At 65.1% G+C, this 23,279-nt stretch carries 25 protein-coding genes, 2 tRNA genes and 1 riboswitch; of the genes, 9 read left to right on the top strand and 18 right to left on the bottom strand.

Features of this window, described 5'->3' with window-relative positions; translation table 11 throughout:
* Positions 1 to 9: 9 nt before the first annotated feature.
* A riboswitch (TPP riboswitch) is annotated at positions 10 to 101 on the bottom strand.
* Between the two features lie 119 nt (positions 102 to 220).
* The 4 genes from DVB37_RS25760 to DVB37_RS25745 form a co-directional block, all read right to left on the bottom strand.
* A complete protein-coding gene (locus tag DVB37_RS25760) occupies positions 221 to 613 on the bottom strand; it encodes a PIN domain-containing protein (RefSeq protein WP_205571592.1) in 393 nt (130 codons plus the stop codon).
* Positions 610 to 1,383, bottom strand: coding sequence for a hypothetical protein (locus DVB37_RS25755; protein ID WP_120157140.1), 774 nt, complete (start codon positions 1,381 to 1,383; stop codon positions 610 to 612). The genes DVB37_RS25760 and DVB37_RS25755 overlap by 4 nt, the downstream gene beginning before the upstream one ends.
* Before the next feature lie 131 nt (positions 1,384 to 1,514).
* Positions 1,515 to 1,590, bottom strand: a tRNA-Phe gene (locus DVB37_RS25750).
* 85 nt (positions 1,591 to 1,675) lie between these two features.
* Positions 1,676 to 1,751: transfer RNA gene (locus DVB37_RS25745), tRNA-Phe, on the bottom strand.
* A 215-nt stretch (positions 1,752 to 1,966) separates the two neighbouring features.
* Here DVB37_RS25745 and hemA point away from each other — a divergent pair.
* The 5 genes from hemA (at position 1,967) to DVB37_RS25720 (ending at position 6,281) form a co-directional block, all read left to right on the top strand.
* Positions 1,967 to 3,241: a glutamyl-tRNA reductase gene (gene hemA, locus DVB37_RS25740; protein WP_046803238.1), complete on the top strand. Its 1,275-nt coding sequence runs from the start codon at positions 1,967 to 1,969 to the stop codon at positions 3,239 to 3,241.
* An 84-nt stretch (positions 3,242 to 3,325) separates the two neighbouring features.
* Positions 3,326 to 4,408 carry a peptide chain release factor 1 gene (prfA, locus tag DVB37_RS25735; RefSeq protein ID WP_046803353.1) on the top strand — a complete coding sequence of 361 codons (1,083 nt, stop codon included), beginning with the start codon at positions 3,326 to 3,328 and terminating at the stop codon, positions 4,406 to 4,408.
* A gap of 10 nt (positions 4,409 to 4,418) precedes the next feature.
* Positions 4,419 to 5,252 (top strand): peptide chain release factor N(5)-glutamine methyltransferase, encoded by an 834-nt coding sequence (gene prmC / locus DVB37_RS25730; RefSeq protein ID WP_120157139.1) that lies wholly within the window; start codon positions 4,419 to 4,421, stop codon positions 5,250 to 5,252.
* A 131-nt stretch (positions 5,253 to 5,383) separates the two neighbouring features.
* Entirely contained in the window at positions 5,384 to 5,710 is a 327-nt protein-coding gene (grxD, locus tag DVB37_RS25725) for a Grx4 family monothiol glutaredoxin (RefSeq protein ID WP_006227137.1), read from the top strand.
* A gap of 7 nt (positions 5,711 to 5,717) precedes the next feature.
* Complete coding sequence (locus DVB37_RS25720; RefSeq protein ID WP_046803240.1) at positions 5,718 to 6,281, top strand: UbiX family flavin prenyltransferase; 564 nt, start codon at positions 5,718 to 5,720, stop codon at positions 6,279 to 6,281.
* 79 nt (positions 6,282 to 6,360) lie between these two features.
* Here DVB37_RS25720 and DVB37_RS25715 read toward each other — a convergent pair whose 3' ends face one another.
* Positions 6,361 to 7,434, bottom strand: coding sequence for a tetratricopeptide repeat protein (locus tag DVB37_RS25715; RefSeq protein ID WP_120157138.1), 1,074 nt, complete (start codon positions 7,432 to 7,434; stop codon positions 6,361 to 6,363).
* Positions 7,435 to 7,616: 182 nt separating this feature from the next.
* On the opposite strand from DVB37_RS25715, the gene DVB37_RS25710 reads away from it, so the two are divergent.
* Positions 7,617 to 8,411, top strand: coding sequence for a MetQ/NlpA family ABC transporter substrate-binding protein (locus DVB37_RS25710; RefSeq protein WP_120157652.1), 795 nt, complete (start codon positions 7,617 to 7,619; stop codon positions 8,409 to 8,411).
* Between the two features lie 61 nt (positions 8,412 to 8,472).
* On the opposite strand, the gene DVB37_RS25705 is transcribed toward DVB37_RS25710, so the two are convergent.
* Genes DVB37_RS25705 through DVB37_RS25690 form a run of 4 tightly spaced genes read right to left on the bottom strand, consistent with a single transcriptional unit; the run spans position 8,473 to position 12,680 of the window.
* A complete protein-coding gene (locus tag DVB37_RS25705) occupies positions 8,473 to 9,291 on the bottom strand; it encodes an SDR family NAD(P)-dependent oxidoreductase (RefSeq protein WP_046803243.1) in 819 nt (272 codons plus the stop codon).
* Positions 9,288 to 10,079 carry a citryl-CoA lyase gene (locus DVB37_RS25700; protein WP_046803244.1) on the bottom strand — a complete coding sequence of 264 codons (792 nt, stop codon included), beginning with the start codon at positions 10,077 to 10,079 and terminating at the stop codon, positions 9,288 to 9,290. Before DVB37_RS25700 ends, DVB37_RS25705 begins: the two co-directional genes overlap by 4 nt.
* Positions 10,076 to 11,671, bottom strand: a complete 1,596-nt coding sequence (locus DVB37_RS25695) for a class I adenylate-forming enzyme family protein (RefSeq protein ID WP_120157137.1) — start codon at positions 11,669 to 11,671, stop codon at positions 10,076 to 10,078. Before DVB37_RS25695 ends, DVB37_RS25700 begins: the two co-directional genes overlap by 4 nt.
* 16 nt (positions 11,672 to 11,687) lie before the next feature.
* Entirely contained in the window at positions 11,688 to 12,680 is a 993-nt protein-coding gene (locus DVB37_RS25690) for a tripartite tricarboxylate transporter substrate binding protein (protein WP_046803246.1), read from the bottom strand.
* 103 nt (positions 12,681 to 12,783) lie between these two features.
* On the opposite strand from DVB37_RS25690, the gene DVB37_RS25685 reads away from it, so the two are divergent.
* Positions 12,784 to 13,602, top strand: coding sequence for an IclR family transcriptional regulator (locus DVB37_RS25685; RefSeq protein WP_120157136.1), 819 nt, complete (start codon positions 12,784 to 12,786; stop codon positions 13,600 to 13,602).
* Here the strand turns inward: DVB37_RS25685 and DVB37_RS25680 are convergent.
* From DVB37_RS25680 to DVB37_RS25665, 4 genes are all read right to left on the bottom strand, one after another.
* A complete protein-coding gene (locus DVB37_RS25680) occupies positions 13,550 to 14,095 on the bottom strand; it encodes a DUF934 domain-containing protein (protein ID WP_120157135.1) in 546 nt (181 codons plus the stop codon). The genes DVB37_RS25685 and DVB37_RS25680 overlap by 53 nt on opposite strands.
* The gene (locus DVB37_RS25675; protein ID WP_046803249.1) at positions 14,088 to 15,830 is read right to left on the bottom strand and encodes a nitrite/sulfite reductase; all 1,743 of its coding nucleotides are present in this window, start codon (positions 15,828 to 15,830) and stop codon (positions 14,088 to 14,090) included. The genes DVB37_RS25680 and DVB37_RS25675 overlap by 8 nt, the downstream gene beginning before the upstream one ends.
* 145 nt (positions 15,831 to 15,975) lie before the next feature.
* Entirely contained in the window at positions 15,976 to 16,167 is a 192-nt protein-coding gene (locus DVB37_RS25670; protein ID WP_046803250.1) for a DUF2970 domain-containing protein, read from the bottom strand.
* A gap of 74 nt (positions 16,168 to 16,241) precedes the next feature.
* Positions 16,242 to 17,177, bottom strand: a complete 936-nt coding sequence (locus tag DVB37_RS25665) for a LysR family transcriptional regulator (RefSeq protein ID WP_046803251.1) — start codon at positions 17,175 to 17,177, stop codon at positions 16,242 to 16,244.
* 247 nt (positions 17,178 to 17,424) lie between these two features.
* On the opposite strand from DVB37_RS25665, the gene DVB37_RS25660 reads away from it, so the two are divergent.
* Complete coding sequence (locus DVB37_RS25660) at positions 17,425 to 18,762, top strand: DUF3100 domain-containing protein (protein ID WP_120157134.1); 1,338 nt, start codon at positions 17,425 to 17,427, stop codon at positions 18,760 to 18,762.
* 84 nt (positions 18,763 to 18,846) lie between these two features.
* Here DVB37_RS25660 and DVB37_RS25655 read toward each other — a convergent pair whose 3' ends face one another.
* From DVB37_RS25655 to DVB37_RS25640, 4 genes are all read right to left on the bottom strand, one after another.
* On the bottom strand, positions 18,847 to 19,485 hold the full coding sequence (locus DVB37_RS25655) for a hypothetical protein (protein ID WP_120157133.1): 639 nt from the start codon (positions 19,483 to 19,485) through the stop codon (positions 18,847 to 18,849).
* 131 nt (positions 19,486 to 19,616) lie between these two features.
* Positions 19,617 to 20,225, bottom strand: coding sequence for a glutathione S-transferase (locus DVB37_RS25650; protein WP_046803254.1), 609 nt, complete (start codon positions 20,223 to 20,225; stop codon positions 19,617 to 19,619).
* 71 nt (positions 20,226 to 20,296) lie between these two features.
* A complete protein-coding gene (locus DVB37_RS25645; protein ID WP_046803255.1) occupies positions 20,297 to 20,947 on the bottom strand; it encodes a carbonic anhydrase in 651 nt (216 codons plus the stop codon).
* Positions 20,948 to 21,127: 180 nt separating this feature from the next.
* A complete protein-coding gene (locus tag DVB37_RS25640) occupies positions 21,128 to 21,466 on the bottom strand; it encodes an FxLYD domain-containing protein (RefSeq protein ID WP_046803256.1) in 339 nt (112 codons plus the stop codon).
* 353 nt (positions 21,467 to 21,819) lie between these two features.
* On the opposite strand from DVB37_RS25640, the gene DVB37_RS25635 reads away from it, so the two are divergent.
* Positions 21,820 to 22,152 (top strand): PsiF family protein, encoded by a 333-nt coding sequence (locus DVB37_RS25635; protein WP_046803257.1) that lies wholly within the window; start codon positions 21,820 to 21,822, stop codon positions 22,150 to 22,152.
* An 84-nt stretch (positions 22,153 to 22,236) separates the two neighbouring features.
* On the opposite strand, the gene DVB37_RS25630 is transcribed toward DVB37_RS25635, so the two are convergent.
* Positions 22,237 to 23,277 carry a cyclase family protein gene (locus DVB37_RS25630; RefSeq protein ID WP_046803258.1) on the bottom strand — a complete coding sequence of 347 codons (1,041 nt, stop codon included), beginning with the start codon at positions 23,275 to 23,277 and terminating at the stop codon, positions 22,237 to 22,239.
* Positions 23,278 to 23,279 lie beyond the last annotated feature (2 nt).

Genomic DNA, 23,279 nt, shown 5'->3' with positions numbered 1-23,279 from the left:
GGCGCGGCAGGGTCGGACGATTGCTCTTCTTACGCCAGCATGAACCGGGTCAAGTTCGCGGGTCTGAATCTCAGCACTGGCGTGCACCCCGGAGCGAAGGCAATGTTAACCCGCTCTAGGGTTCGCCGCTTAGGTCGAATCCTTGCTGACCATCCATTCGGAAGGCTGCGGGGTCATAACCGCTGGCCAGGACGATGGAACGCACCTGGCATACGCCAGCCTAACGTAGCCGTTCGCAGTATTTGTGCAGCGAGGAAGCGTCCTCATTGAGGACAAAGGGAATGCGCTCGTGACAAGCCTGGGCAATGAGTTTGATGTCATCACGCGCAACTGCGCGCCCAGTGCCATCGCCCCTTGGGCCCAGCGCATTCCACAATTGGGCGGCTCGCTGCTCGTGCGGGATGTTGAACGGCAGGTGGCGAAACTTTTGCAGTGGTAAGTCGGTCAGTGCTTGCTTGATGCCGAATTCTGCTGCAACGACTGCCGAAAAATAAATCGGCAGAGACTCGTCGAGCATCTGCCGGAAGTACCGGGTGGCAATTTGGTGGTTGGGGCGAGTCGCGTCGACGAGCGAGATCAGATAGCTGGTATCCAGCAACACTGCTGCCGTCATGAGTCGTCGCCACGCAGTGATTCAACCCATCGTGTTGCGTCGGGTACGTCCGCCCAGGCCGCGGTGCCTTTGCGTACCATTCGCTGGAATTCATCGTCGTCGTACGCGGGGTGGTGCACCTCAAACGAGCGCAGATTCAAATTGCGCAATTCACCGGTTCGTAGATTCTCTTCAGCGGTCACGTGCAGCAAGGCTGGGCGATAGAGGCGATTTTCGCTCTCCTGTGCCAGTAATTGCTGAGTGGCGGCTACCGTAAGCGATTTGCCATTTTCAAGCACAAGGTGAACGTTCGCCTTGGTCTTGCCGCCCCAGTCCACGATTTTGCCGTGTAAGTACTTTTCCACGGTTACCCAAATATCGGCGGATTGTTTGAAGTCTGACTGGGCATTGACGATCGTCAGCGCGCGCCGCGTGTTGTCTTCAAGGGCGTAAACACGATCGGGATTGTTGCGTGCCTGGGCTTGCCAGCGCTCGATGACCGCCGCGCGCCGGGGATCAATGGCTTCGAGAGAATTCGGGACGGCTAAGCGTTCCACATCGGCCCAGAGCGTTGATGCCGCCAACAACCCTTCGGCGACTAAAACCAGCGACCCTTCTTCTATCGACACCAGCACTGCGGCCGGGTTGACCTCTCGGGTGGACCCTTGCAGAAAGTCGCTGACGTCTTTTTGAAACTCGCCAAGCAGGCTCAAGGGAACAGCCTTTGGGCCCACATCAACGCCGTTGATGCGGTCGCGCACAGCGAAGCGAAGATTGGCGGCCGGTTTCATACCGACGATTGTAGACCTCGTGCCCGGCTTTTTTGCCGGCATGTAATATTTTGCAAGCGGGCGCCGAGGCGGGGGTAAACGCCAGAATTTGGACGTAAAAAAATCCCCACAGCGGTGGAGATCAGGAGGGCTGGTGGCCTGGGGCGGAATCGAACCACCGACACAAGGATTTTCAATCCTCTGCTCTACCGACTGAGCTACCAGGCCAACACGTACACGGTGCAAAAAGCCCAGCGCGGCGGCTGGGCTTTTTTGGGTCTTGATATTGCTATCGCAATCCCAATAATTCTTTTGGTGGCCTGGGGCGGAATCGAACCACCGACACAAGGATTTTCAATCCTCTGCTCTACCGACTGAGCTACCAGGCCAACGAAGTCCGCAACTATACACAATTTTTTTTGCCCACGCCAGCCGTAGGGGCGGATCCGCCAACTATTTTTCGCCCCGTCGCGCCTGCGGACTGTTGGGTGAATGGAACGGAAGGTGCGACGCAGGGTCGCGGAAGTGGGCGCAAATGGGCTGGGGATAACCCGCAGGGGTATAATCTTTCAGTCATTTTCGTGGCAGTTCTTTACGCATCCACATGTCGGTCGCTGTCCTTGCCTTCGGTCTGAACCACACGTCCGCGCCGGTTTCGGTTCGCGAACGCGTGTCCATGCCCGTCGATCTGGTCAAGCCTGCGCTGGAAGGTCTGCGTTCGGCATTCGGCGGTTCCGTCCGTGAAGCCGCCATCCTGTCCACCTGTAATCGCACCGAAATCTATTGCGCGGCCGACGGTCACGTCGCTGATCAATTGCCCGCCTGGCTGGCTGAACATAACCGCCTGGACGCCGGCACGCTGCGCCCGCACCTGTACCGCCATCATCAAGACGACGCCGTCCGTCACGCTTTCCGCGTGGCCAGCGGGCTGGACTCCATGGTGCTGGGTGAAACCCAGATCGTGGGGCAGATGAAAGACGCCGTGCGCGCCGCCGGCGAAGCCGGGTCGCTGGGCACCTTGCTGCACCAGATGTTCCAGCGCACGTTCTCGGTGGCCAAGGAAGTGCGGTCGCAGACGGCCATTGGCGCACAGTCGGTGTCCATGGCCGCCGCCGCCGTCCGCCTGGCCGAGCGCGTGTTCGGCAACCTGGACCAGGCCCGCACGCTGTTCATCGGCGCGGGCGAAATGATTGAACTGTGTGCCACCCACTTCGCCGCGCAACGGCCGCGCAGCATGGTGGTGGCCAACCGCACGGCCGAGCGCGCCGAAATCCTGGCCAACCGTTTTTCGGCCAGCACCATGAAGCTGTCCGACCTGACGGATCGCCTGTCCGAGTTCGACGTCATCGTTTCCTGTACGGCAAGCTCCCTGCCCATCCTCGGCCTGGGGATGGTGGAACGGGCTACGCGCCTGCGCCGCCACCGCCCCATGGTCATGATCGACCTGGCCGTGCCGCGCGACATCGAACCCGAAGTCGGCCGCCTGGACGACGTCTATCTGTATTCGGTGGACGACCTGGGCCGGCTGGTGCAGACCGGCACCGACGCGCGCCGCGCTGCCGTGGTGCAGGCCGAAGCCATTATCGAAACCCGCGTCCAGGGCTTCATGCACTGGATGCAGTCCCGCGAAGTGGTGCCCGTTATCCGCGACCTGCACCAGGCCGCCGAAGACGTCCGCGCCGCTGAACTGGAACGCGCGCGCCGCCTCCTGGCGCGTGGCGAATCGCCCGAAGCCGTGCTGGAACAGCTGGCGCACGGGCTGACGCAAAAATACCTGCACGGCCCGCTGGCGGCCTTGAACCGCAGTGAAGGCGACGACCGCAAGCAACTGCTTGCCTGGATGCCGCGCCTGTTTCCCGGCCGCGACTCCCGCCGTTAGCGAATCTGCCCCACGTCCCGCCTCCTGGCGGGCGTTCGTCTTGTGGGCGCCCGCTATTCCCGTTTTTTCTTTGGTCATTCCCCCATGAAATCTTCCATGCGCAGCCGGCTGGAGCATCTGTGTAACCGCCTGACCGAGGTGGACGCGTTGCTGGCCCAACCGGAAACCGCGTCCGATATGGACCGTTTTCGCAAGCTCTCGCGCGAACGCGCCGAGCTGGAACCCGTGGTCGACGCGTTCACCGCATTTGCCCGCACTGAAGAAGACCTGGCGACGGCGCAGGAAATGCTGTCCGACCCCGACATGAAGGCCATGGCCGAAGACGAGATCAAGTCGGGCCGAGGCAAGCTGGAAAGCCTGGAAAGCGCGTTGCAGCTCTTGCTGCTGCCGCGCGACCCCAACGACGGGCGCAGCGTGTTCCTGGAAATCCGCGCCGGCACGGGCGGCGACGAAAGCGCGTTGTTCTCGGGCGACCTGCTGCGCATGTACACCCGCTATGCGGAAGCGCGCGGCTGGCGCGTCGAGCTGATGTCGGAAAGCGCCTCGGAGCTGGGCGGCTACAAGGAAGTGATCGCGCGCATTGATGGCGACGGCGCCTACGGCCGCCTGAAGTTCGAATCCGGCGCACACCGCGTGCAGCGCGTGCCGGCCACCGAAGCGCAAGGCCGCATCCACACGTCGGCCTGCACCGTGGCCGTGATGGCGGAAGCCGACGAGATGTCGGAAATCGTCATCAACGCCAACGACCTGCGCATCGACACGTTCCGCGCCAGCGGCGCGGGCGGCCAGCACATCAACAAGACCGATTCAGCGGTGCGCATCACCCACTTGCCGACCGGCCTGGTGGTGGAATGCCAGGATGACCGCTCGCAGCACCGCAACAAGGACAAGGCCATGCAGGTGCTCGCCGCGCGCCTGAAAGACAAGGAAACGCGCGAGCGCCAGAGCAAGGAAGCCGCCGAGCGCAAGAGCCTGATCGGCACGGGCGACCGCTCCGAGCGCATCCGCACCTATAACTTTCCGCAGGGCCGCGTGACGGACCACCGCATCAACCTGACGCTGTACAAGTTGCAGCAGATCATGGAAGGCGACCTGGAAGAGCTGACCGGCGCGCTGATCGCCGAGCATCAGGCCGAGCAGTTGGCGGCGCTGGGCGACGACCTCTGACGCGCGCGCCATGACGACGCCCCAGCTCAAAAGCCTGCTGCTCGACACCCGCCTGCCGCGCCTGGAAGTGCGGATGCTGCTTGAGCACGTGCTGCAAAAGCCGCGCGCATGGCTGCTGGCGCACGACACCGACCCGCTGGACCCCGACGTTGCCGCCGCGTTCAACGCGCTGCTGGCGCGCCGGCTGGCGGGCGAGCCGATGGCGTACCTGCTGGGCCACCGCGAATTCATGGGTCACCGATTCACCGTGACGCCCGACGTGCTGATTCCCCGTCCCGACACCGAAGTGCTGGTGGAAACCGCGCTGGAGTGCGTGGCGGGCATCGCCGGGCCTGCCGTGCTGGACCTGGGCACGGGCAGCGGCGCCATTGCGATCTCCATCGCCCTGGCCCGACGCGATGCGCGCGTGATGGCGTCCGACGTCAGCGCCGCCGCGCTGAAGGTGGCGGCGGCCAACGCGTGGGATCTGACCGCATCGGTGCGGTTCGTGGAAGGCAGCTGGTTCGATGCGGTGCCGGCCGGCGAGGGTTTCGATCTGATCGTGTCCAACCCGCCCTATGTGGCCAGCAACGACCCGCATCTGGACCAGGGCGATCTGCGCTTTGAACCTCGCGGTGCGCTGACCGACGGCGCGAGCGGGTTGCAAGACCTGAGCCGCATCGTGACGGGCGCCGCCCAGCACCTGAGGCCGGGGGGCGCGCTGTGGCTGGAACACGGCTGGGACCAGGCGCAGGCGGTACGCGGCTTGCTGGCCGATGCCGGGTTCGAGAATGTGCACAGCCGCCACGACCTGGCCGGCATCGAGCGAATTTCCGGCGGACGCCGGGCTGCCGCGCGCGGTTGACCCGGGCCGTCTGTTACAAGAGTTTGGCGCGGAAAACGCGTTTGGCCTGACCCGCTTCCGGGGATTTCGGGCGGATTTTTCCGCTGTACCTATAATTGGCGTATTCCGTTATGCCTGTCCAAGAGACCACCATGAGCGACGTTCAAGAATTCATCCGCGAAACCGTGACCCAGCACCCCGTTGTGCTGTTCATGAAGGGCACCGCCCAATTCCCGCAGTGCGGCTTTTCCGGCAAGGCCATTCAAATCCTGAAGGGCTGTGGCGTGAAGAAGCTGGTCACCGTCAACGTGCTGGAAGACGACGAAGTCCGCCAGGGCATCAAGGAATTCTCCAGCTGGCCCACCATTCCCCAGCTGTACGTGGCCGGCGAATTCATCGGCGGCTCGGACATCATGAACGAGATGAATGAATCCGGCGAACTGAAGACGCTGCTGGAGCAATCCGGCGCCACGGCTTAACGCCGCGATGCGGCGGCTTGTTATCGGCATCACCGGCGCCACGGGCGCGTTGTACGCGGTGCGCATGCTGCAAGCCTTGCGCGGCGTGGATGATGTCGAGACGCATCTGGTGGTGTCCGCCTCTGGTGTGCTGAACATCAAGCACGAGCTTGATGTCAGCCGCCACGACGTCTACGCGCTGGCCGATCACGTGCATTCGGTGCGCGATGTGGGCGCCACGCTTGCCAGCGGCGCGTTCCAGACCGCCGGCATGGTGATCGTGCCGTGTTCAATGCGCACGTTGGCGGCGGTGGCCCATGGCCTGTCCGACAACCTCATCACCCGCGCGGCCGACGTCACCTTGAAGGAACGCCGGCGCCTGGTGATGCTGGTGCGCGAAACGCCTTTCAACCTGGCGCACCTGCGCAACATGACGGCCGTAACCGAAATGGGCGGCATCGTGTTTCCGCCGCTGCCGGCCTTCTATCACCGCCCGTCGTCCATTGAAGAAATGGTGGATCACACCGTAGCGCGCGTGCTGGAATTGTTCGACATCATCGTGCCCGGCCCGCATTGGGAAGGCATGAAGTAGCCAGGCCGCTGCCGGTGTGCCGCGTGAAATGAAACAGCCCCGCATGCGGGGCTGTTTGCATGGTGGCGGCGCCCCGGGCTTACTCCACCAGCCCCAAGCCATTAAGCGCTGCCAGATTTTCCGGCCATTGACGCGCGCGGGCGTTTTGCAATTCGATGCGCGCCCAGGCCATCCAGCCCGCCCACTCAATGCGCTTGTCCCACGCCGTGCCCCAGGCCTGCAAAGCCGCCAAGCCAGCTGCCGCATGCGTTTGGGCCGCGTCGAAATCGCCCGAGGTCAGCGCCAGTTGCGCCAGCAGCAAACGCGGTTCGCCCACCCACGGGTTATGCGCCACGGCGGCTTCCAGTAGATGGCGCGCGCTGTCCATTTCCGTCAGCGGGTGCATGCGCGTGATGACCTGCCAATACAGCGCGCTGGCGGCGGCTTCGTCGCGCGGGCTGAGCGTGGCGCGGCACGCGTCGAACGCCGGCGGGACGGGGATGCCGGTATCGGCTGGCATGCCAGACAAGGGCGCCAGCAAGTGCGACAGCATCGACAGGATATTTGACGGCGGCTTCAGCGGGCCGGGCCACAGCGACGATGCCCAGTTGGCTTTCAGATCACGCCGCTGCTGCTGCGGATAACCGGCGAAGATTTCGTCTTGCCAGCTGTGCCATTGTTCGCCGATGTCGGCGGCGGACACGACGATGAACGCGGCGACCTGGCGCGGCGTCAACGTAAATACCTCGCCATCGGTGCCTTCAAGCGTCATGCCCGCACTGCCCGTGCCTTGGCCCGCCAGCACGGCCTGCACGAACTTCGTGCGAGGCATGGCGCAGAACAGGCTGACCCATTCCTCGGCTTCGTCGCCCAGCACGTTGCGCAACGTCTCGCGTTCGCGCTCGCGGTCGAACAAGGTCAGGTCCACGTATTCGTTGCCGTACACGCTGTGGAACAAGCCCAGCATGCGCACTTCGCGCGGCTGGTTCCACAGCGCCAGCGTGCGGTACACGCCCAGCAGATGGTGCTTGAAGGTGCCGGCCTTGTGCCAGTCTTCACCGGCGCTGCGGGCGAACAGCAGGTCCAGCAACGCGGGCAGGTCCGCATCGATGGCTTGGTAGTGGTCGGCAAGCAAGGAGCGCGCGTGCGGGTGTAGTTCGGCGGATGTGGGCATGGCGTGAATGCGGATGATTGATGGCAGCCGCTATTGTGTCCGCATGACGCGGGCTTGTCATGGCGCGGCGCTTTATACGATTTCGCGCATATCAATATGAATATTCATCGCTTCCGGTTTTGTAGGGCCCTGCATAGAATCGCGGGTCATTCTTTCTACTTTCAGAGATCCCTATGCGCCCCATGCGCCTTCGCCATTCCCTCGCCGTATTCGCCGTTGTGCTCGGTTTTGCCGGCACCCAAGCCATGGCGCAGGACGCCGAACTGAAGGTCGGCGTCACCGTGGGTCCGCACGCGCAGATCGGCGAAGTGGTGCAGCAGGTGGCGGCCAAGCAGGGCCTGAAAGTGAAGCTGATCGAATTCAGCGATTTCATCCAGCCCAACGCCGCGCTGGACGCCAGGGAACTGGACCTGAACATCTATCAGCACAAGCCTTTTCTGGACTCGCAGAACAAGGCGCGTGGCTACAAGCTGGTGCCGGTGGCCACCGCCGTGGTGCAGCAGATGGGCATCTATTCCAAGCGCCTGAAGTCGCTGGACGACCTGCCGCAAGGCGGCAAGGTGGCGATACCCAATGACCCCACCAACGGCGCCCGCGCGCTGCTGGTGTTGCAGGCGGCCAAGCTCATCAAGCTCAAGGACGGCGTGACGGTGACGGCGTCGCTGTTCGACATCGTTGAAAACCCCAAGCAGCTAAAGTTCATAGAGATCGAAGCGGCGCAGTTGCCGCATTCGCTGTCGGACGTGGACGCGGCGGCGGTCAACTCGGCCTACGCCATCCCGGCGGGCCTGTCGCCCGCTAAGGATGCGCTGGCGCTGGAAAGCAAGGACGCGCCCTTTGCCGCCGTGGTGATCGCCGCGCGTGAAGACAATAAGAACGACCCGCGCATTGCCCGCTTCATCAAGGCGTACCAGTCGGACGAGGTGAAGGCGTTTGTGGCCAAGCAGTTCCCGGGGGCGTACTCCACGTCCTGGTAAGCGTCGCGCCTGCGTCTGGCGCCTGACGATCAGGCGTAGCGCCTGAGTCCGGCGCCCACGATCAGGCGTACTTGCCCGTCAGCCCGCCGTCCACGACCAGCTCGGTGCCGGTGATGTACGACGCATCGTCCGACGCCAGGAACGCCACCGCTTTCGCCACCTCCCAGGGCGTGCCCATGCGGCCCATGGGCACCTGCTTGTCGCGCGCGGCCAGCGCGGCTTGCAGGTTGTCGGGGTCGAACATGCGCGCCACGTTCTGCGCCACGCGCGGGGTGTCGATCAGCCCGGGGATCACGGTATTCACGCGGATGCCGTCACCGGCATATTGCTGCGCCGCCATGCGCGCAAAGTGGATGACGGCAGCCTTGCTGACGCTGTAGGCCAGGTGTGGGTAACCCGTGTACCGGATGCCAGCAATGGACGACACCGTGACGATGGCGCCGCCGCCCTGTTGCCGCATCACGGGCGCCAGCAGGCGCGTGGCGATCAGCAGGCTGGTCACGTTCACCTGCTGGATGCGGTCCCAGTCTTGCAGCGAAATATCTTCCGGCCCGCCCACCTTGCCGATGCCCGCGTTGGCTTGCAGGATGTCGATGCGGCCATAGCGGCGCAGCGCGGCGTCCACCGCCGCCTGCATGGCGTCGGGGTCTGCCACGTCGGCTTGCACGGCCAAGGCGCTGCCGCCAATTTTTTCGACTTCATGGGCGGCGTCTTGCGCGGCCGCCAGGTTCACGTCCAGCGCCACGATGGCGGCGCCTTGCCGCGCCATCGTCACGCAGCTGGCGCGGCCGATGCTCCAGCCGCTGGCGGACGCGCCGGCGCCGGCCACCAGCGCGACCTTGCCCGCCAGCCGGGTATCGGTGCCCTGCGCCGCCGTCATGCCGGTCCTCCGTCCTCTTGCTGATGCGTCTTGCCCTTGCCGACGTAAGGAATGGCGTGGTCAATGGTTTCCCAGATGTAGCGGCCCGATGGGCTTTGCTGTTCTTCGGCCACGTGCGACACCAGGCCGGCCGCGCGCGAGATCACGGCAAAGCCGCGCATCAGGTTCGTGGGTACGCCGATTTCGCTAAGCAACGCGGCCACCGCGCCCGTGGCGTTGATGGTGATGTGCTTGCCATAGGTCTCGTCCACGGCGGCGGCCAGCAGGCGCAGCGCGTTCAGCGACGCGCCCTCCAGGTCCGGCTCGGCCTCGGCCAGCGCCAGCAGCTTGATCGAACGCGGGTCGTCGGGCTTGTGCAGATGGTGGCCAAAGCCGGGCAGCGCCTGGCGCTGTTCGCGGAATTCGCGCGCGATGGCCAGCGCTTCGGCACGGCCGTCCGCCGCCTGCTTGATACGGTCCAGCAGGCGCGAGCAATTTTCCATGGTGCCCACGAATTGGCTGCCCACCGCCATCAAGCCGGACGCGACGGCGCCTTGCAGGTTTTCGGGGGCGCTCATGTAGATCAGGCGCGTGGCGATGGCGCTGGGCGTCATGCCGTGTTCCATCAACGTGACCAGCACCGCGTCCACGATGCGCATGTCCACCGGGCGCGCGTCGCGGCCCAGGATCTGCATGATCATGACTTCGGTAAAGGTCTTCTTGCCGATCAGGCCGTCAACCAGATCGACGTCGCGGTACGACATGCCGGTCAGGTGATGGGCGCAAAGGCGGGTTTCAGGTGGGTTCATGGCGTCTCCTTTTGTGCGGCGTCGCGCACGGCATTCTTCAGGACCTTGCCCACGCTGGAGCGCGGCAGGCTGTCGTGGATATGGAATTGCTTGGGCGTGGCGACCGGCCCCAACAGTGCGCGCACATGCGCCTTCAGCGCGTCGGCATCGGCCTGCGCGCCTGGGTGGAACTGCACGGCGGCGTGCACGGCTTCGCCCCATTTGTCGTCGGGCAGGCCGAACACCGAGCATTCGTACACGGCCGGGTGCGACGACAGCGCGTTCTCGACATCGACCGGGTACACGTTGAAGCCGCCGGTGATGATGACGTCGCGCAGCCGGTCTTTCAGGAACAGATAGCCGCGTGCGTCGATCAGGCCCGTGTCGCCGGTGTGCAGCCAGCCGTCCACCAGCGTTTCGGCGGTCTTCTCGGGCAGGCGCCAGTAGCCCGTCATCGTCAGGTCGCCCTGCACCACGACTTCGCCGATGTCACCGCGCGGCAACAGCGTGCCGTCGGGCGCCATGATGGCGACGTCGGACAGCCATGTCGCCCGCCCGACCGAGGCGCGGTTGCGCGGGTCGTTCAAGTCCGACGGGCGCAGCACGGTGGCGATTTGCGGCGCTTCGGTCTGGCCATAGGTGGTGCCCAGCACGGGGCCGAAGAAGTCGCGCGCGCGGTCTATTTTCTCCGGCGGCATCGGCGCGCCGCCGTAGATCAGGTTGCGCAGCTTGGGAAAGTCGGCGCGCGACACGCCGTCCTGCGCCATGATCATGTAGATCAGCGTGGGCGGCATGAAGCTCAGCGTGCCGCCGCGCTCGCGAAAGGCGGCGGTGATGGTGGCCGGGGTCACGCTGTCCAGCAGCAGGTGCGCGCCGCCGCAGGCCAGTATGGGCAGCATGTAGGTGCCGGTGCCGTGGGTGATGGGCGCGGACACCACGTAGCGGTCCTCGCACGTCAGCTGCCAGCTGGCGATCTGGTTGATGATGCCGGCGTTCCACGCGCGGTACGGTTGCATGACGCCCTTGGGCAGCCCGGTGGTGCCACCCGTGAACTTGATGGCCTGCGTGGCGTCACGGGACAGCGCGTGGCGCGTGGGCTCGTGTCCGGCGTACTGACGCAGCAGCGCGTTCAGGCGCAGGTTTGCACCGGTGCGGGTGCTCGCGCCCTTGCCGCTGCCCGTGGAGGTATCAGCGGCTGTGGCTGTGCCCGTGTCAGCGTTCCCGTCTCCGTCCCGGTCGGCATCGTCAAGATGGATGCGTGCGCCGTCCGCCCACGGCGCCAGCGGGTCGCCGGTGGCGTCCACGATGACGATGGACGGCGTGGTCGCATCCAGGATGCGCCCGATCTCGCGCGCGGTGCTGCGATAGTTAAGCGGGACCCAGATCTTTCCGCTGGCCAGCACGGCCAGCAGCGCCAGGATGTGCCGCGCGGAATTTCCCGCGCACAGGGCCACGCGCGTTTGCGGTTCGGGGTCCAGGTCTTGCAACGCGGCCGCCAGGGCGCGGGTACGGGCAGCCAGTTCGGCGTAGGTCACCGCGCCTTCGGGGCCGTCCAGCGCAATGCGTTCGGGATACTGCTCGGCCGCGCGGAAAAAGAAATCGATCGGGTACACCCTGTGCTCCTGAAAACTAGTTGGCCTTGATGTCGGCGCGTTTGACGACGGCGGCCCATTTGTCGATTTCGCTGTCGATCTTCTTGGCGAAGGTCTCCGGCGTGTTGGGCGTGGTCGGCGCGTAGAAGCCGGCCTGCTTGTAGGACGCCTGCAAGGCGGGGCTGGCCAGTGCCTGGTTCAGCGCTTCGTTCAGGCGCGCGATGACGGGCTGCGGCGTGCCGGCGGGCGCGACCAGGCCAAACCACGATTCCACGTCAAAGCCCGGCAACCCGGATTCAGCCAGCGTGGGCACGTCCGGCGTGGCGGGCAGGCGCTGCGGCGATGTCACGCCAATGGCGCGCAGCTTGCCGGCCTGCACGTGCGGCAACGACGAGGGCAGGTTGTCGAACATGGAATCGACCTGGCCGCCCAACAGGTCGGCCACGGCCGGACCGCTGCCGCGATACGGCACGTGCAGGATGTCGGTGCCCGTTTCCATCTTGAACAGCTCGCAAGACAGGTGGATGGACGAGCCGCTGCCCGACGAGGCGCAGGTCAGCTTGCCCGGATGCGCGCGGGCATAGGCGATGTATTCCTGCACCGTCTTGACCGGCACCTTGGGGTTGACCACCAGAATGTTCGGAATGGTCGCGACCAGGCCGACGGGCTTGAAGTCCTTGATGAAGTCGTAGTTCAGCTGGCTGTACAGGCTGCGGTTGATCGTGTTGGCGATGGAACCCACGTACAGCGTGTAGCCGTCCGGGGTGGCGCGCGACACGATCTCGGCGCCGATGTTGCTGTTGGCGCCCGTCTTGTTTTCCACGACGAAAGTCTGGCCCAGCGCCTCGGACAGCGACTTGGCCATCAAGCGGGCGACGATATCGGTGGCGCCGCCCGCCGCGTAGCCCACCACCAGCGTGACGGGGCGATCGGGGTAGGGCTTGGCCGCCAGGGCAGGGGCGCCGGCGACCAGCGCGCTGCCCAGGGTCAGCGCAAAGGCGGCCAGCCGCCTTGTGTATGCAGTCTTCATGAATGTCTCCGTCCTGTTTTGTCTAATATTTGGACAGATCTTCGTCTGCCCGTTTTGATATTGGGCTTTGATGCAAGCGTCAGCAACGCAGGGTGTCCAAAATATGAACAAAGCGGAATCGGAGTCGGAATCGCAGTCCTCGGGGCCCGTGGTCTTGCGCCGGGGCCTGCGGGTGCTAGGGGTGTTGCGGCAAGCGGGGGCGGGCGGCATGCACGTCACCGACATTGCTCGCGCGGCGGGTATGCAGCGCTCTACCGCGTATCGCTACCTGGAAGTGCTGGTGCAGGAAGGCTATGCCCTGCGCGAGTCCGAGGCGCCGCGCTGGCGCATCGCGGAACTGGGCGTGATGATGGCCGGCGACCCGCATGCGCAGTCCGTGCGCGGCCTGCGGCCGGTGCTGCGCCAGATCAGCGACGTGACGGGGGATTCCGCCTTTCTGATCTGTCGCGCGGCAAACGATTCGCTATGCCTGCATCGCGAAGTGGGCAATTACCCGGTGCAGGTACTGGCGGTAACGGTGGGGCACCGCCAGCCATTGGGCGTGGGCGCGGCCGGCCTGGCGCTGTTGGCGGCATTGCCGCCGGCCGAGGCCGATGAAGTGGTGACGCAAAACGAAAACGCCTTGCGCGCCTATGGCGGCATGACCGGTGTGCAGATGCGGCGGCTGGTTGAGAACACGCGCGACCGGGGCTGGTCGGTGGTGGGCAACGCGGCGGTGCCCGGCGTGCTGGGCGTTGGCGTCGCCGTGTGCGACGCCAACGGTTATCCGCGTCTGGCGGTCAGCGTATCCAGCCTGATCGACCGGATGCAGGCGCCGCGCCAGCGCAGCATCGCGGAACTGATCCGCGGCCAGCTGGCGCAAGACGACGTCAAGCCGCGGCCGGGGTCGGTGCGCGATACGTTTTCTGGTAGTGCACCGTGAACGTATTGAAGGCGTCCAGCGCCTTTTTGGGGTCGTGGCCCGGCTTGACCAGAAAGCTGCTGAAGCCGACGCGCGCCTGGTAGTGGATGGTGTCGATCATCACGTCGCCCACGGCGCGCAGTTCGCCCGTCCAGTGGTATTGCGTGCGCAGCAGCTGCGCCAGCGAATAGCCACGGCCGTCGGTGTAGTTGGGAAAGTCCACGGCGATGAAGGCGATGCCGGTGGGGTCCAGCGTGCCGTCCGGCTCAGCCAGGTCACGCAGGTCGGCGTCGGGTTCCAGCAGCACGGCCACGGGATGCTTGTGGCGGCGCAAGGTGGAGCGCGAGGTTTTCCAGATGGAAAGCGGCACGATCCAGCCGGGCTCGTCCGTGGGCACCTGGCCCTCGGCGGCCACTTCGGGTTCGGGCACGAACGGGCGCGCCGTGTCGGCTTGCAGGCGGCCGTCGCGGATCAGGTGCGGGCCGGGGGCGTCGTGGGCGTAGAGGTCAGGCATGGGCGGGTTCGGCGCTTTGTACGGGTTTGGCGAAGGCGGGATCGGCGTAGACGTCCTGCTTGAAGGGGTCGATGCCGACGCGGTCCACCACGTCGATGAAGCGTTCGGTTTCGCTGTCGCGCAAGCCCAGGTAGGTGCGGATCAGGCGGTCGACAACGCCGGGCACCTGGTCGCGTGCGAATGACGGGCCGATGATGCGGCCCACGGCAGCGCCGCCGCCGCGCGTGGATTCCAGGTCGGGCAGGGGCTTGGCGGCGCCGTTCTGGCGGCCACCCAGCGTGACCTGATACCACTCTTCGCCGGCCTTATCGACACCCAGGATGCCGATGTGCCCCACGTGGTGGTGGCCACAGGAATTGATGCAGCCGGAGATGTTCAGGTCCAGTTCGCCGATTTCGAACAGGTAGTCCAGGTCGTCGAATTGGCGTTGGATGGCTTCGGCCACGGGGATGGACACGGCGTTGGCCAGCGCGCAGAAGTCGCCGCCCGGACAGGCGATGATGTTGGTCAACAGGCCGACGTTGGGCGTGGCCAGGTTCAGCGCTTCCAGCTTCTGCCAGAGCTCGTGCAGGCGGGCGCGGCGCACGTCGGCCAGAATCAGGTTCTGTTCGTGCGAGACGCGCAGTTCGCCGTAGCCATAGGCATCGGCCAGGTCGGCCACGGCGTCCATCTGGTCGGCGGTGATGTCGCCGGGCGGCACGCCGGTGGGTTTCAGCGAGACGGTGACGGCGGCGTAGCCCGCGACCTTGTGCGCGTGCACGTTGGTGCGCAGCCAGCGCGCAAAGCGCTTGTCGCCGGCGGCCAGCGCGTCGGTGTTGTCGGCATCTTGCGCGGCGGCGGCATCGTATTGCGGCCACACGAAGCGGGCCTTGATGCTGTCCACGAAGTCCTGGGTGATGGTGTCGGGGCCGTCTTTGATCAGTTGCCACTGCTCATCGACCTGCTGCGCATAGACCTCGGGCGTCAGGTCCTTGACCAGGATCTTGATGCGCGCCTTGTACTTGTTGTCGCGGCGGCCGTGCAGGTTATAGACGCGCAGCGCGGCTTGCAGGTAGGTCAGCAGATGCTGCCATTCCACAAACGGGTTGATCAGCTTGCCGACGATGGGCGTGCGGCCCATGCCGCCGCCGACCCACACGCGAAAGCCCAGCGTGCCGTCGCGTTCAACGGCTTGCAGGCCGATGTCGTGCACGCCGACGGCCGCGCGGTCTTGCACGGCGCCGCTGACGGCGATCTTGAACTTGCGCGGCAGGAAGGCGAATTCGGGGTGCAGGGTGGACCACTGGCGGATGATCTCGCACCACACCAACGGGTCGACGAGTTCATCGGGCGCGACGCCGGCGAAGTGGTCGGTGGTGGTGTTGCGGATGCAGTTGCCGCTGGTCTGGATGGCGTGCATCTGCACGGTGGCCAGTTCGGCCAGGATGTCCGGCACGTCTTCCAGCTTCGGCCAGTTGAACTGGATGTTCTGGCGGGTGCTGAAGTGGCCGTAGCCGCGATCCCATTTACGGGCGATGTGCGCCAGCGTGCGCAGTTGGCGCGACGCCAGCATGCCGTAGGGAATGGCCACGCGCAGCATGGGGGCGTGGCGTTGGATGTACAGGCCGTTCTGCAGGCGCAGAACGCGGAATTCATCTTCGGTGAGCTGGCCGTCGAGGAAGCGGCGCGTCTGATCGGCAAACTGCGCCACACGCTGCTCGACAAGCTGCTGGTCGACGGGGTCATACACGTACATGTCTACTGCCCTTGTGGTCTTCTCGGTCTATGCCCTGTAGCGTCCGGCGCGCAGCGTCGGAAAAGGGGATTCATAACCGTAACAGCCAGCAGACGGCAGCGTCTAAGTCATTCTCGTAATATGGAAATACCTTCGCGCAGCGCTATTACAAGGCGGCAGTCACTGCCCAGCGCGCGACCAGGACCAGCAGGATCACCAGGACCGCCGCCAGCAGCAGGCCGGTTGCAATCAGCGGGCCGGGTTTGTTGTGGGCGATGTCGGCGTGGTAGCCGCGGCCGCGCCGCACGCCGAAGAAACCCCAGAGCACGGAGCGGACCGTGCGCAGGAAACTAAGCATATGCGCCTCGTGGCGGATGAGGGGAACTGGCACTGTAGGCGCTGGCGGGCGCGCCAAACAGAGGCAGATTCGCGTCAGGCGACCGTATCAGTTGGCGGCGGCGCCGGGGTGCCGATGCCGCGCACGATGTGTTCCAGCAATTCGCGCGCAGCGGGCGAAATGTGGCGGCCGGCGCGGCTCAGCACGTGCAGGCTGCCCTGGTTCAGGATGGGGTTGGCCAGCGGCAGGCTGGCCAGGCGCTGGGCGCGCATGTCGGCCGTGACGGCGATGGGCGGCGTCAGCGCGTAGCCGATGCCGGCCGCCGCGAACTGCCACAGCGCCTTGAACGACGACGTCGTCAGCACGTTGCGCAAGCGCACCTGTTCACTGATCTCGGCCGCCTGAATGTGTTGCCGCACCCCAAACCCTTCCTGCATCGACGCCCCGGGGTAATCCGCCAGATCGGTCAGCAGCAGGGGGCGGCCCAGCCGGGTCAGCGGATGGTCCTGGCGGACGATGGCGCGGATGGGTTCGGGCCGCGAATAATGCGTGCGCAGCCGCGCGTCGTTGGGCGGCTGGAACACCAATCCTATATAGGCGCGGTCGTCCACAATGCGCTGCACGATCTCGGACGTGCGCGCCACATCGATGTCCAGCGTGACTTCCGGGTGGCTGCGCCAGTACCCGGGCAGCACGCGGTCGAACATCAGTTCGACGAAGCCTTCGCCCAGCACCAGGTCGATATGGCCGCGCTCGGCTTTGCGCAGGCTGTCGATTTCAGAGAAGAAGCTTTCCTGGATGTTCTGCTGCCGCTTCACATAGCGGGCCAGGATGTGGCCGGCGTCGGTAGGCACCACGCCGCGCCCGCGCCGTTCGAACAGCGCCATGCCGCAGTCGCGTTCCAGCGCGGCGATGGCGCGGCTGACGGCGGACGGGTCCATGTCCAGCACTTCGGCGGCGCCACGCACCGAGCCCCGGCTCATGACCTGCATGAAATAGTGGGTGCGGCGGGCGTCGAGTTTTTCGTCCATGGCGGGTTCCAGGCGGGCGGATGCGGCGGCAGATACACAGTCCCGGTTAAGGGTTTACCCGTATCGAAAGCGATGCCGTGCAAAATTTTCCCAGGAAAAGGCCGTGCGTTGCATTTTACGCAACGTTTATGCGCGGGCGGTGTCATGGTTGCTTGAAAGACCCCCGGCGAAAATTCCGCCTGCTGCCGCAGCGCTGCGTTTGCCCGGCACGCGCACAAAATCTACTCACGTTCATCAGGGGAAATCGATGTCTCTCGCCAGCGCCAGTCTGGCCGCGCCTTCCATGTCGCTATCCGCCCGCGTTCGAATGCTTGCCGCCATTTTGTTGGTGGTGGGTATTTCCGAAGCGATCGGCAGCGTCACGTTTTCGGTGGGTCCGGGCAAGATCGTTCTGCAACCGATGCTTTGGGCCATCTTCATCGGCGCCATCGTGGCGGCTTTCGGCCAGCGGCTGCCCGTGGGCGCCGGCATCGACAAAGCCATGCAGACCCGCATCAGCGGCTATCTGCAATACGCCTTGCTGCCCTTCCTGGCCAAGCTGGGCCTGATGGTGGGCGGCGCGTTGCCGCAGGTGCGCGAAGCCGGCTGGGCGCTGGTGTTCCAGGAATTCGGTCACTTCTTCGGCACCATGGCCATCGGCCTGCCGCTGGCGTTGCTGCTGGGCATCAAGCGCGAAGCCATCGGCGCCACGTTCTCGGTGGGCCGCGAGCCCAGCCTGGCCATCATCGGTGAACGCTACGGCATGAATTCGCCCGAAGGCCGCGGCGTGATGGCCGAGTACATCACCGGCACGGTGATCGGCGCGCTGTTCGTCGCCCTGATGGCCGGCTTCATCACCAGCCTGAACATTTTTGATCCGCGCTCGCTCGCCATGGGCGCCGGCGTGGGCTCCGGCAGCATGATGGCCGCGGGCGTGGGCGCCATCGCCTCGCAGCAGACGCCTGAAATGGCGCATCAGGTGGCTGCGCTGGCCGCCGCCGCCAACTTGCTGACGACCGTGGTTGGCGTGTACTTCACGCTGTTCATCTCGCTGCCGACCACCATCTTCCTGTACGGCAAGCTGGAGCCGGTGCTGGGCCGCTGGTCGCGCGGCAAGGCGTCTGAATCGGTTGTGGACGACAGCGTGTCGGAAGACGTGCCGGCGCATAACGCCAAGATGGGTTTTGGCGACCGCCTGACCGCCTATGTCATCTGCGGCCTGTTCGCGCTGGTGGGCAACCGCCTGGGCTACAACGTGCCGTTCATGGACGCCTTGCCCGGCATGGGCATCATCATCCTGCTGGTGGTGCTGACCGACCTGGTCCTGCGTGTCGTGCCCAAGCTGCCGGCCGTGTTCGTGCTGTCGCTGATCGCCATGACGGCCGGGTGCCCGGGCGTGCTGCCGTACTCGGACCAGATCATCGCGCTGGTCGGCAAGGTGAATTTCCTGCCGTTCACCACCGTGATCCTGGCCATGGCCGGCCTGTCGATCCTGAAAGACCTGCCGGCGTTTCGCAAGCTGGGCTGGAAGATCGTGGTGGTGTCCCTGGCCGCCAACGCCGGCACCTTCATGGGCGCCACGATGATCGCGGAATTCTTCCACTGATCGATCCGCGCGGGGCGGCGCCGATGGTGCCGCGCTGAACGCGAATGAAAAAGCCGCCTGGCGTTGTCAGGCGGCTTTTTCGTTTCAGGACATGCGTGCGGCAGCGCCCGAGCGATAGCGCGCGTTGTCCGTCACGTTTTCGGTCGCTCCGATGTTGACGACCGCCGGCACGGCGACGGCGGCGGCCTTCACGGCCACGGCTGCCTGCAATTCCACTTGCGGGTTGGCCATCGCAACGCGATACGGCTGCAACGGCGTCAGCCCTTCGATGGTGCCCAGATCGTTCGCGTTGCCGGCGCGCTGAGCGACCGGATCCGATTGCGCCGCATAGGCGTCCAGCGCGCGGCGCAAGCGCGCATCGGCGAATTGATCGCGCAGGATATCGGGGTTGAGTACGTCGGCGGCCAACGGCGCCAGCGCCTCGGCGCGCAGGCCGGTGTAGGCAGTGGTGTCGGTGTGGGCAGTGGTGTCGGTACGGGTATTGGCGGCCGGTCGGGTTCGCGCAGCCTCGGAGGCCTCGCGCGCGCGGGCAAGGCGTTGCGCTTCCCAGGCGGCCTGGGCCTGCTTGGTGCGCTGGGCTTCGCGCAGGGCAGCCTCCCGCACGGCGGCTTCCCGCGCCAGGCGCTCGGCTTCAAACGTGGGGCGGGTGTCGTCCACCAGCGGCACGCGCGCCGGATAGGGCGCGGCAACACGGGTAATGGGCGAAATCGCAGAGACGTTCATGGTTGCTCCCTGTGCAAGTCGACAAGACCCGAATCGTCGGGTCTGCCGGGGGCTGACATGGGGAAAATTTACCGCGTTGCGGGCGCGGCGTCGTGTCAGCCCGTCGCACTAGGAGTCAAGGCGTAACCGCGTCAGACGGGGGGCAGGGTCGCCTGCATGGAGGGGCGCGCGTTGAAGGTCTTGAACCAGGCGGCAACGCCCGGGTGCGTGGCGCGCCAGTCGTAATCGCCGAAGCGGAAGTCCAGATAGCCCAGGGCGCAGCCGATGGCGATCGTGCCGATGTCCATGCGGCCGTCCAGGCGGACCACGTCTTTTTCCAGCTGAGCCAGGGCGTCGTGCGCCTTGCTCAGTTGGCCGTCGACCCAGTCGGTCCAGCGCAGGGCTTCGGGGCGCAGCGCCACTTCATAGCGCGCCAGCAACGCGGCGTCCATGACGCCATCGCCCAAGGCCTGGTCGGCCAGTGCCTGCCAGCGCGCGGGGCCGTTCGCGGGGAACAGCGTGCCGCCGCCCAGGTCGTTCAGGAATTCGCAGATGACGCGGCTGTCGTACAGCACCTGGCCGTCGTCCGTGATCAAGGTGGGCACCTTGCCCAGCGGGTTGCTGGGGATGATGCTTTTGTCGCGGGCGACGGGGCCGGCGGCGCTGGGCAGTTTCTCGATGCGGTCGGTCAGGGCCAGTTCGTGCGCAATGACCATGCATTTGCGCACGAAAGGCGAAGCCGGCGAGAAGAACAATTTCATATCGGTCCTTGGGGTTGCGTAACGTCTTTGAAGAAAGCGAAAAGCAGCCGCAAGCGTACCGGATATGAGGCTTATTCGGTGATGCCGGTTTCCAGGCAGGGATTGAATTCGCCGGTTTCCGGATCGCGCAGGAACAGCACGCCGGTGGCCACGCCGAAGTACGTGCCGTGCAGCTCCAGCTCGCCCTTTTCAACACGGCGGCGAATCGACGGGAACGTCATCAGGTTGTTCAGGCTGTGTTCGACCACGGCCAGTTCCAGGCGCTTGAGCTTGGTCTGGCGGTCGCCGCTGCCCGGGCCCAGGCGTTCGGCCACGGGTTCGATCTGCGACATCCATTTGCCGATGAAGTCGCCCTTGGACAACGGCTTGGCGTCGTCGAAGAATGAACGGATGCCGCCGCAGGACGCGTGGCCCAGCACGACGATGTGCTTGACGTTCAGGCCGTTGACCGCGAATTCGATCGCGGCGCTGGTGCCGTGATAGGACGATTCCGAATCCGGCTCACAGGGCGGAACCAGGTTGGCCACGTTGCGCACGACGAACATCTCGCCGGGGCCGGCGTCAAAGATCACTTCGGGCGACACGCGGGAATCGCAGCAGCCAATAAGAAGAATTTCCGGGCTTTGCCCGAGTTCAGCCAGCTTCTGATAACGGCTGCTTTCCGAGTGGAAACGGCCGTCCAGGAACGATTGATAGCCTTCGGTGAGTCTTTTGGGGAACATGATGGTCGCTTCCTAGAAACAGGGCCAGGCTTGCTGGCACGCCGACAGACGCAATAAGGGGCTTCGTTTGGAAGCCCCTGTTATCGAGTCGACAAGCGGAATTTTCCCATATTTGTCCCTACAACCCCCTGTCTAAACCCTGATTCGATCAGGGTTTTTTGAGGTCGTCTCCGTCATCGGCTATTGCGCCCGCACATCCAGCACCGTGACCTTGGTGAATTTCAGCGGCGTCATCGCCTTGACCAGGCGGATCTGCCCCGGGGGAATCGGGCCGATCACGTCGTCATTCACCCGGCCCACCTCGCGGCCTTGCGCGTCGTACAGCACATACGTCAGCACCGCGCTGGACACCGGCCGGCCGGACAGGTTGGCCAGCGAACCCGTGATGGTGGACATGTTCATATTGGTGTCGCGCACCGCCTGCACGTTGCCCAGCGTGACGCCGTACGTCAGGCTTTGCGCGCCCGCGGCGCCGGACAGGCCGGCAAGCAAAAGAACAAAGGCATGGGCAAGTTTCATGGCGGTCTCCTGGTGTGCCGGCGTAGGGGGCGCTTGACTGTCCGCGCTGCCGTTTGCGCCGTCCGCGCTTCTAGCGGACAGGGCTATCTCACTCCATTCCCAGGCCAGGCACAACGGGTCAAAAGGATGAATCGGTAACAGGTTGCGTGGGTTGTTCCGATATTCGTCGCTTACTGACAAGGATGCGTCGGAATGTCTCCAAATTGAGATCTTTCGGCCTTGTCTTTTCCTAACTTTTCGATGCTTGCCGTGTGTGGCCGTTTGTTCGATGATGGCGGGGCCGGCACGTGGCCGGCCGCTCGTCCGGGTGCGCGCATCCACGCAAACGGGCGCCTAACGCAAGGGAGAAACTCATGCTTTCCCGTACTAGCCAGTTGGCCTCGGCCATCGTGTTGTCCGCATGTTTTTTCGGGGCCTACGCCCAGACCCCCGCCGCGCCCGCGCCCGCCAAGACGCCCACGCCGCAACAGCAACGCATGGCCGACTGCAACAAGTCCGCCACCGGTAAAACGGGCGATGACCGCAAGGCCTACATGAGCAGCTGCCTGAAGGGCGAAGCCCCCGGGGCCGAAAAGAAGCTGACGCCGCAGCAACAGAAAATGAAGGACTGCAACGCCAAGGCCGGCGATCAGAAGCTGACGGGCGATGCGCGCAAAACCTTCATGAGCACCTGCCTGAAGGGTTGAAATCCTTCCACGAATAAAAAAAGCGCCAGGCTCTCGTCTGGCGCTTTTTTCGCGTGGCCGTTGGCCGCGCCGATTGCCGTGGACTTACACCGTGGCAATCGGCGTGACCGGCGACCCGATCGCATGCGGCAGGCGCAGCGGCGGGGCGGTCAGCATGAAGTGATGGCGGCCGTTGGCATGGAGAAAGTCCGCCAGGTCTTTCAAATACCAAAGCTCCGCCAAGGGCAGGCCCAGCTTGAACAGGCAGTGATGGTGCAGCGGCAGCATGGCGCGCGGGCCGGTCTTTTCCCGCGCGGGATAGGCCTCAACCGCGTAGTTGTCGGCGCAGATCGCGGCGATGCCGCTGTCCGTGATCCATTGCAGCAAGGCCGTGTCGGTGCCGTCCAGCGCGGCGCCGTAGGTGTGCAGCACTTGCGGGTCCGGCGTGCCGTTCATGGCCACGACCGCCTCGGCGTAACCGGTGCGCAGCACCAGCATGTCGCCGCGTTCAACCGTGATGCCATCCGTGTTCAGCACATGCATCAGTTCGGCATGGCCGATCAGCGTGCGGCCCGAGCCGTAGTGTCGGAACAGGTCCACCAGCACGCCGCGCCCCTGCATGCCTTTTTGCGCCAGGTTTTCCACGCCCAGCTTCAACGCGGCGGACGGGCCGCCGGTTGAGCAAGCGCAGCCGGTATGTTCGCTATCGGCCGGGCCGACCACGTCCACGCCCGCCTGAAAGCCGTTGTAATAGCGCAGTTCCGGCGTGCCGTCGCCATCGGCGTCAAACAGCGCGCCCACGTGCGCCAGCGCGTCCCACTGCGTGGAATATTGCATCGACAGCAGCACCTGGTCGTCGCTAAGCACGTCCACCGCATCCGGATTGACGTTACGCAGCGGAAAGTTCAGGTACGGCGTGTCGGCCAGCCGCGTCGGGCTCAGTTGCGGCGGGTGGCGGCGCGGGTTCAGCACGTTGCCGCCGGGCAGGTCCAGCGGCAACGACAGGCAGAACGTCTTGCCCGCGCGGATCTCGCGCGCGCCCTTCAGCACTTGTTCTTCGGTAATGAGATTCAAACGGCCCAGTTGGTCGTCGGGTCCGAAGTCGCCCCAGTTGGAGCCTTCGGGCCGATGTTTCCAGCGCTGCATGC

This window comes from Achromobacter sp. B7 (assembly GCF_003600685.1).
GTDB classification, from domain to species: domain Bacteria; phylum Pseudomonadota; class Gammaproteobacteria; order Burkholderiales; family Burkholderiaceae_B; genus Achromobacter; species Achromobacter spanius_B.
Note: the sequence above shows the minus strand (reverse complement) of the source record. Positions and strands in the feature narration are given on the sequence as shown.

Excerpts from the sequence above, each read along its gene's own strand:
- DVB37_RS25760 (WP_205571592.1), bottom strand. The coding sequence starts at position 613 with ATGACGGCAGCAGTGTTGCTGGATACCAGCTATCTGATCTCGCTCGTC.
- DVB37_RS25755 (WP_120157140.1), bottom strand. The coding sequence starts at position 1,383 with ATGAAACCGGCCGCCAATCTTCGCTTCGCTGTGCGCGACCGCATCAAC.
- hemA (WP_046803238.1), top strand. The coding sequence starts at position 1,967 with ATGTCGGTCGCTGTCCTTGCCTTCGGTCTGAACCACACGTCCGCGCCG.
- prfA (WP_046803353.1), top strand. The coding sequence starts at position 3,326 with ATGAAATCTTCCATGCGCAGCCGGCTGGAGCATCTGTGTAACCGCCTG.
- prmC (WP_120157139.1), top strand. The coding sequence starts at position 4,419 with ATGACGACGCCCCAGCTCAAAAGCCTGCTGCTCGACACCCGCCTGCCG.
- grxD (WP_006227137.1), top strand. The coding sequence starts at position 5,384 with ATGAGCGACGTTCAAGAATTCATCCGCGAAACCGTGACCCAGCACCCC.
- DVB37_RS25720 (WP_046803240.1), top strand. The coding sequence starts at position 5,718 with ATGCGGCGGCTTGTTATCGGCATCACCGGCGCCACGGGCGCGTTGTAC.
- DVB37_RS25715 (WP_120157138.1), bottom strand. The coding sequence starts at position 7,434 with ATGCCCACATCCGCCGAACTACACCCGCACGCGCGCTCCTTGCTTGCC.
- DVB37_RS25710 (WP_120157652.1), top strand. The coding sequence starts at position 7,617 with ATGCGCCTTCGCCATTCCCTCGCCGTATTCGCCGTTGTGCTCGGTTTT.
- DVB37_RS25705 (WP_046803243.1), bottom strand. The coding sequence starts at position 9,291 with ATGACGGCGGCGCAGGGCACCGATACCCGGCTGGCGGGCAAGGTCGCG.
- DVB37_RS25700 (WP_046803244.1), bottom strand. The coding sequence starts at position 10,079 with ATGAACCCACCTGAAACCCGCCTTTGCGCCCATCACCTGACCGGCATG.
- DVB37_RS25690 (WP_046803246.1), bottom strand. The coding sequence starts at position 12,680 with ATGAAGACTGCATACACAAGGCGGCTGGCCGCCTTTGCGCTGACCCTG.
- DVB37_RS25685 (WP_120157136.1), top strand. The coding sequence starts at position 12,784 with ATGAACAAAGCGGAATCGGAGTCGGAATCGCAGTCCTCGGGGCCCGTG.
- DVB37_RS25680 (WP_120157135.1), bottom strand. The coding sequence starts at position 14,095 with ATGCCTGACCTCTACGCCCACGACGCCCCCGGCCCGCACCTGATCCGC.
- DVB37_RS25675 (WP_046803249.1), bottom strand. The coding sequence starts at position 15,830 with ATGTACGTGTATGACCCCGTCGACCAGCAGCTTGTCGAGCAGCGTGTG.
- DVB37_RS25670 (WP_046803250.1), bottom strand. The coding sequence starts at position 16,167 with ATGCTTAGTTTCCTGCGCACGGTCCGCTCCGTGCTCTGGGGTTTCTTC.
- DVB37_RS25665 (WP_046803251.1), bottom strand. The coding sequence starts at position 17,177 with ATGGACGAAAAACTCGACGCCCGCCGCACCCACTATTTCATGCAGGTC.
- DVB37_RS25660 (WP_120157134.1), top strand. The coding sequence starts at position 17,425 with ATGTCTCTCGCCAGCGCCAGTCTGGCCGCGCCTTCCATGTCGCTATCC.
- DVB37_RS25655 (WP_120157133.1), bottom strand. The coding sequence starts at position 19,485 with ATGAACGTCTCTGCGATTTCGCCCATTACCCGTGTTGCCGCGCCCTAT.
- DVB37_RS25650 (WP_046803254.1), bottom strand. The coding sequence starts at position 20,225 with ATGAAATTGTTCTTCTCGCCGGCTTCGCCTTTCGTGCGCAAATGCATG.
- DVB37_RS25645 (WP_046803255.1), bottom strand. The coding sequence starts at position 20,947 with ATGTTCCCCAAAAGACTCACCGAAGGCTATCAATCGTTCCTGGACGGC.
- DVB37_RS25640 (WP_046803256.1), bottom strand. The coding sequence starts at position 21,466 with ATGAAACTTGCCCATGCCTTTGTTCTTTTGCTTGCCGGCCTGTCCGGC.
- DVB37_RS25635 (WP_046803257.1), top strand. The coding sequence starts at position 21,820 with ATGCTTTCCCGTACTAGCCAGTTGGCCTCGGCCATCGTGTTGTCCGCA.
- DVB37_RS25630 (WP_046803258.1), bottom strand. The coding sequence starts at position 23,277 with ATGCAGCGCTGGAAACATCGGCCCGAAGGCTCCAACTGGGGCGACTTC.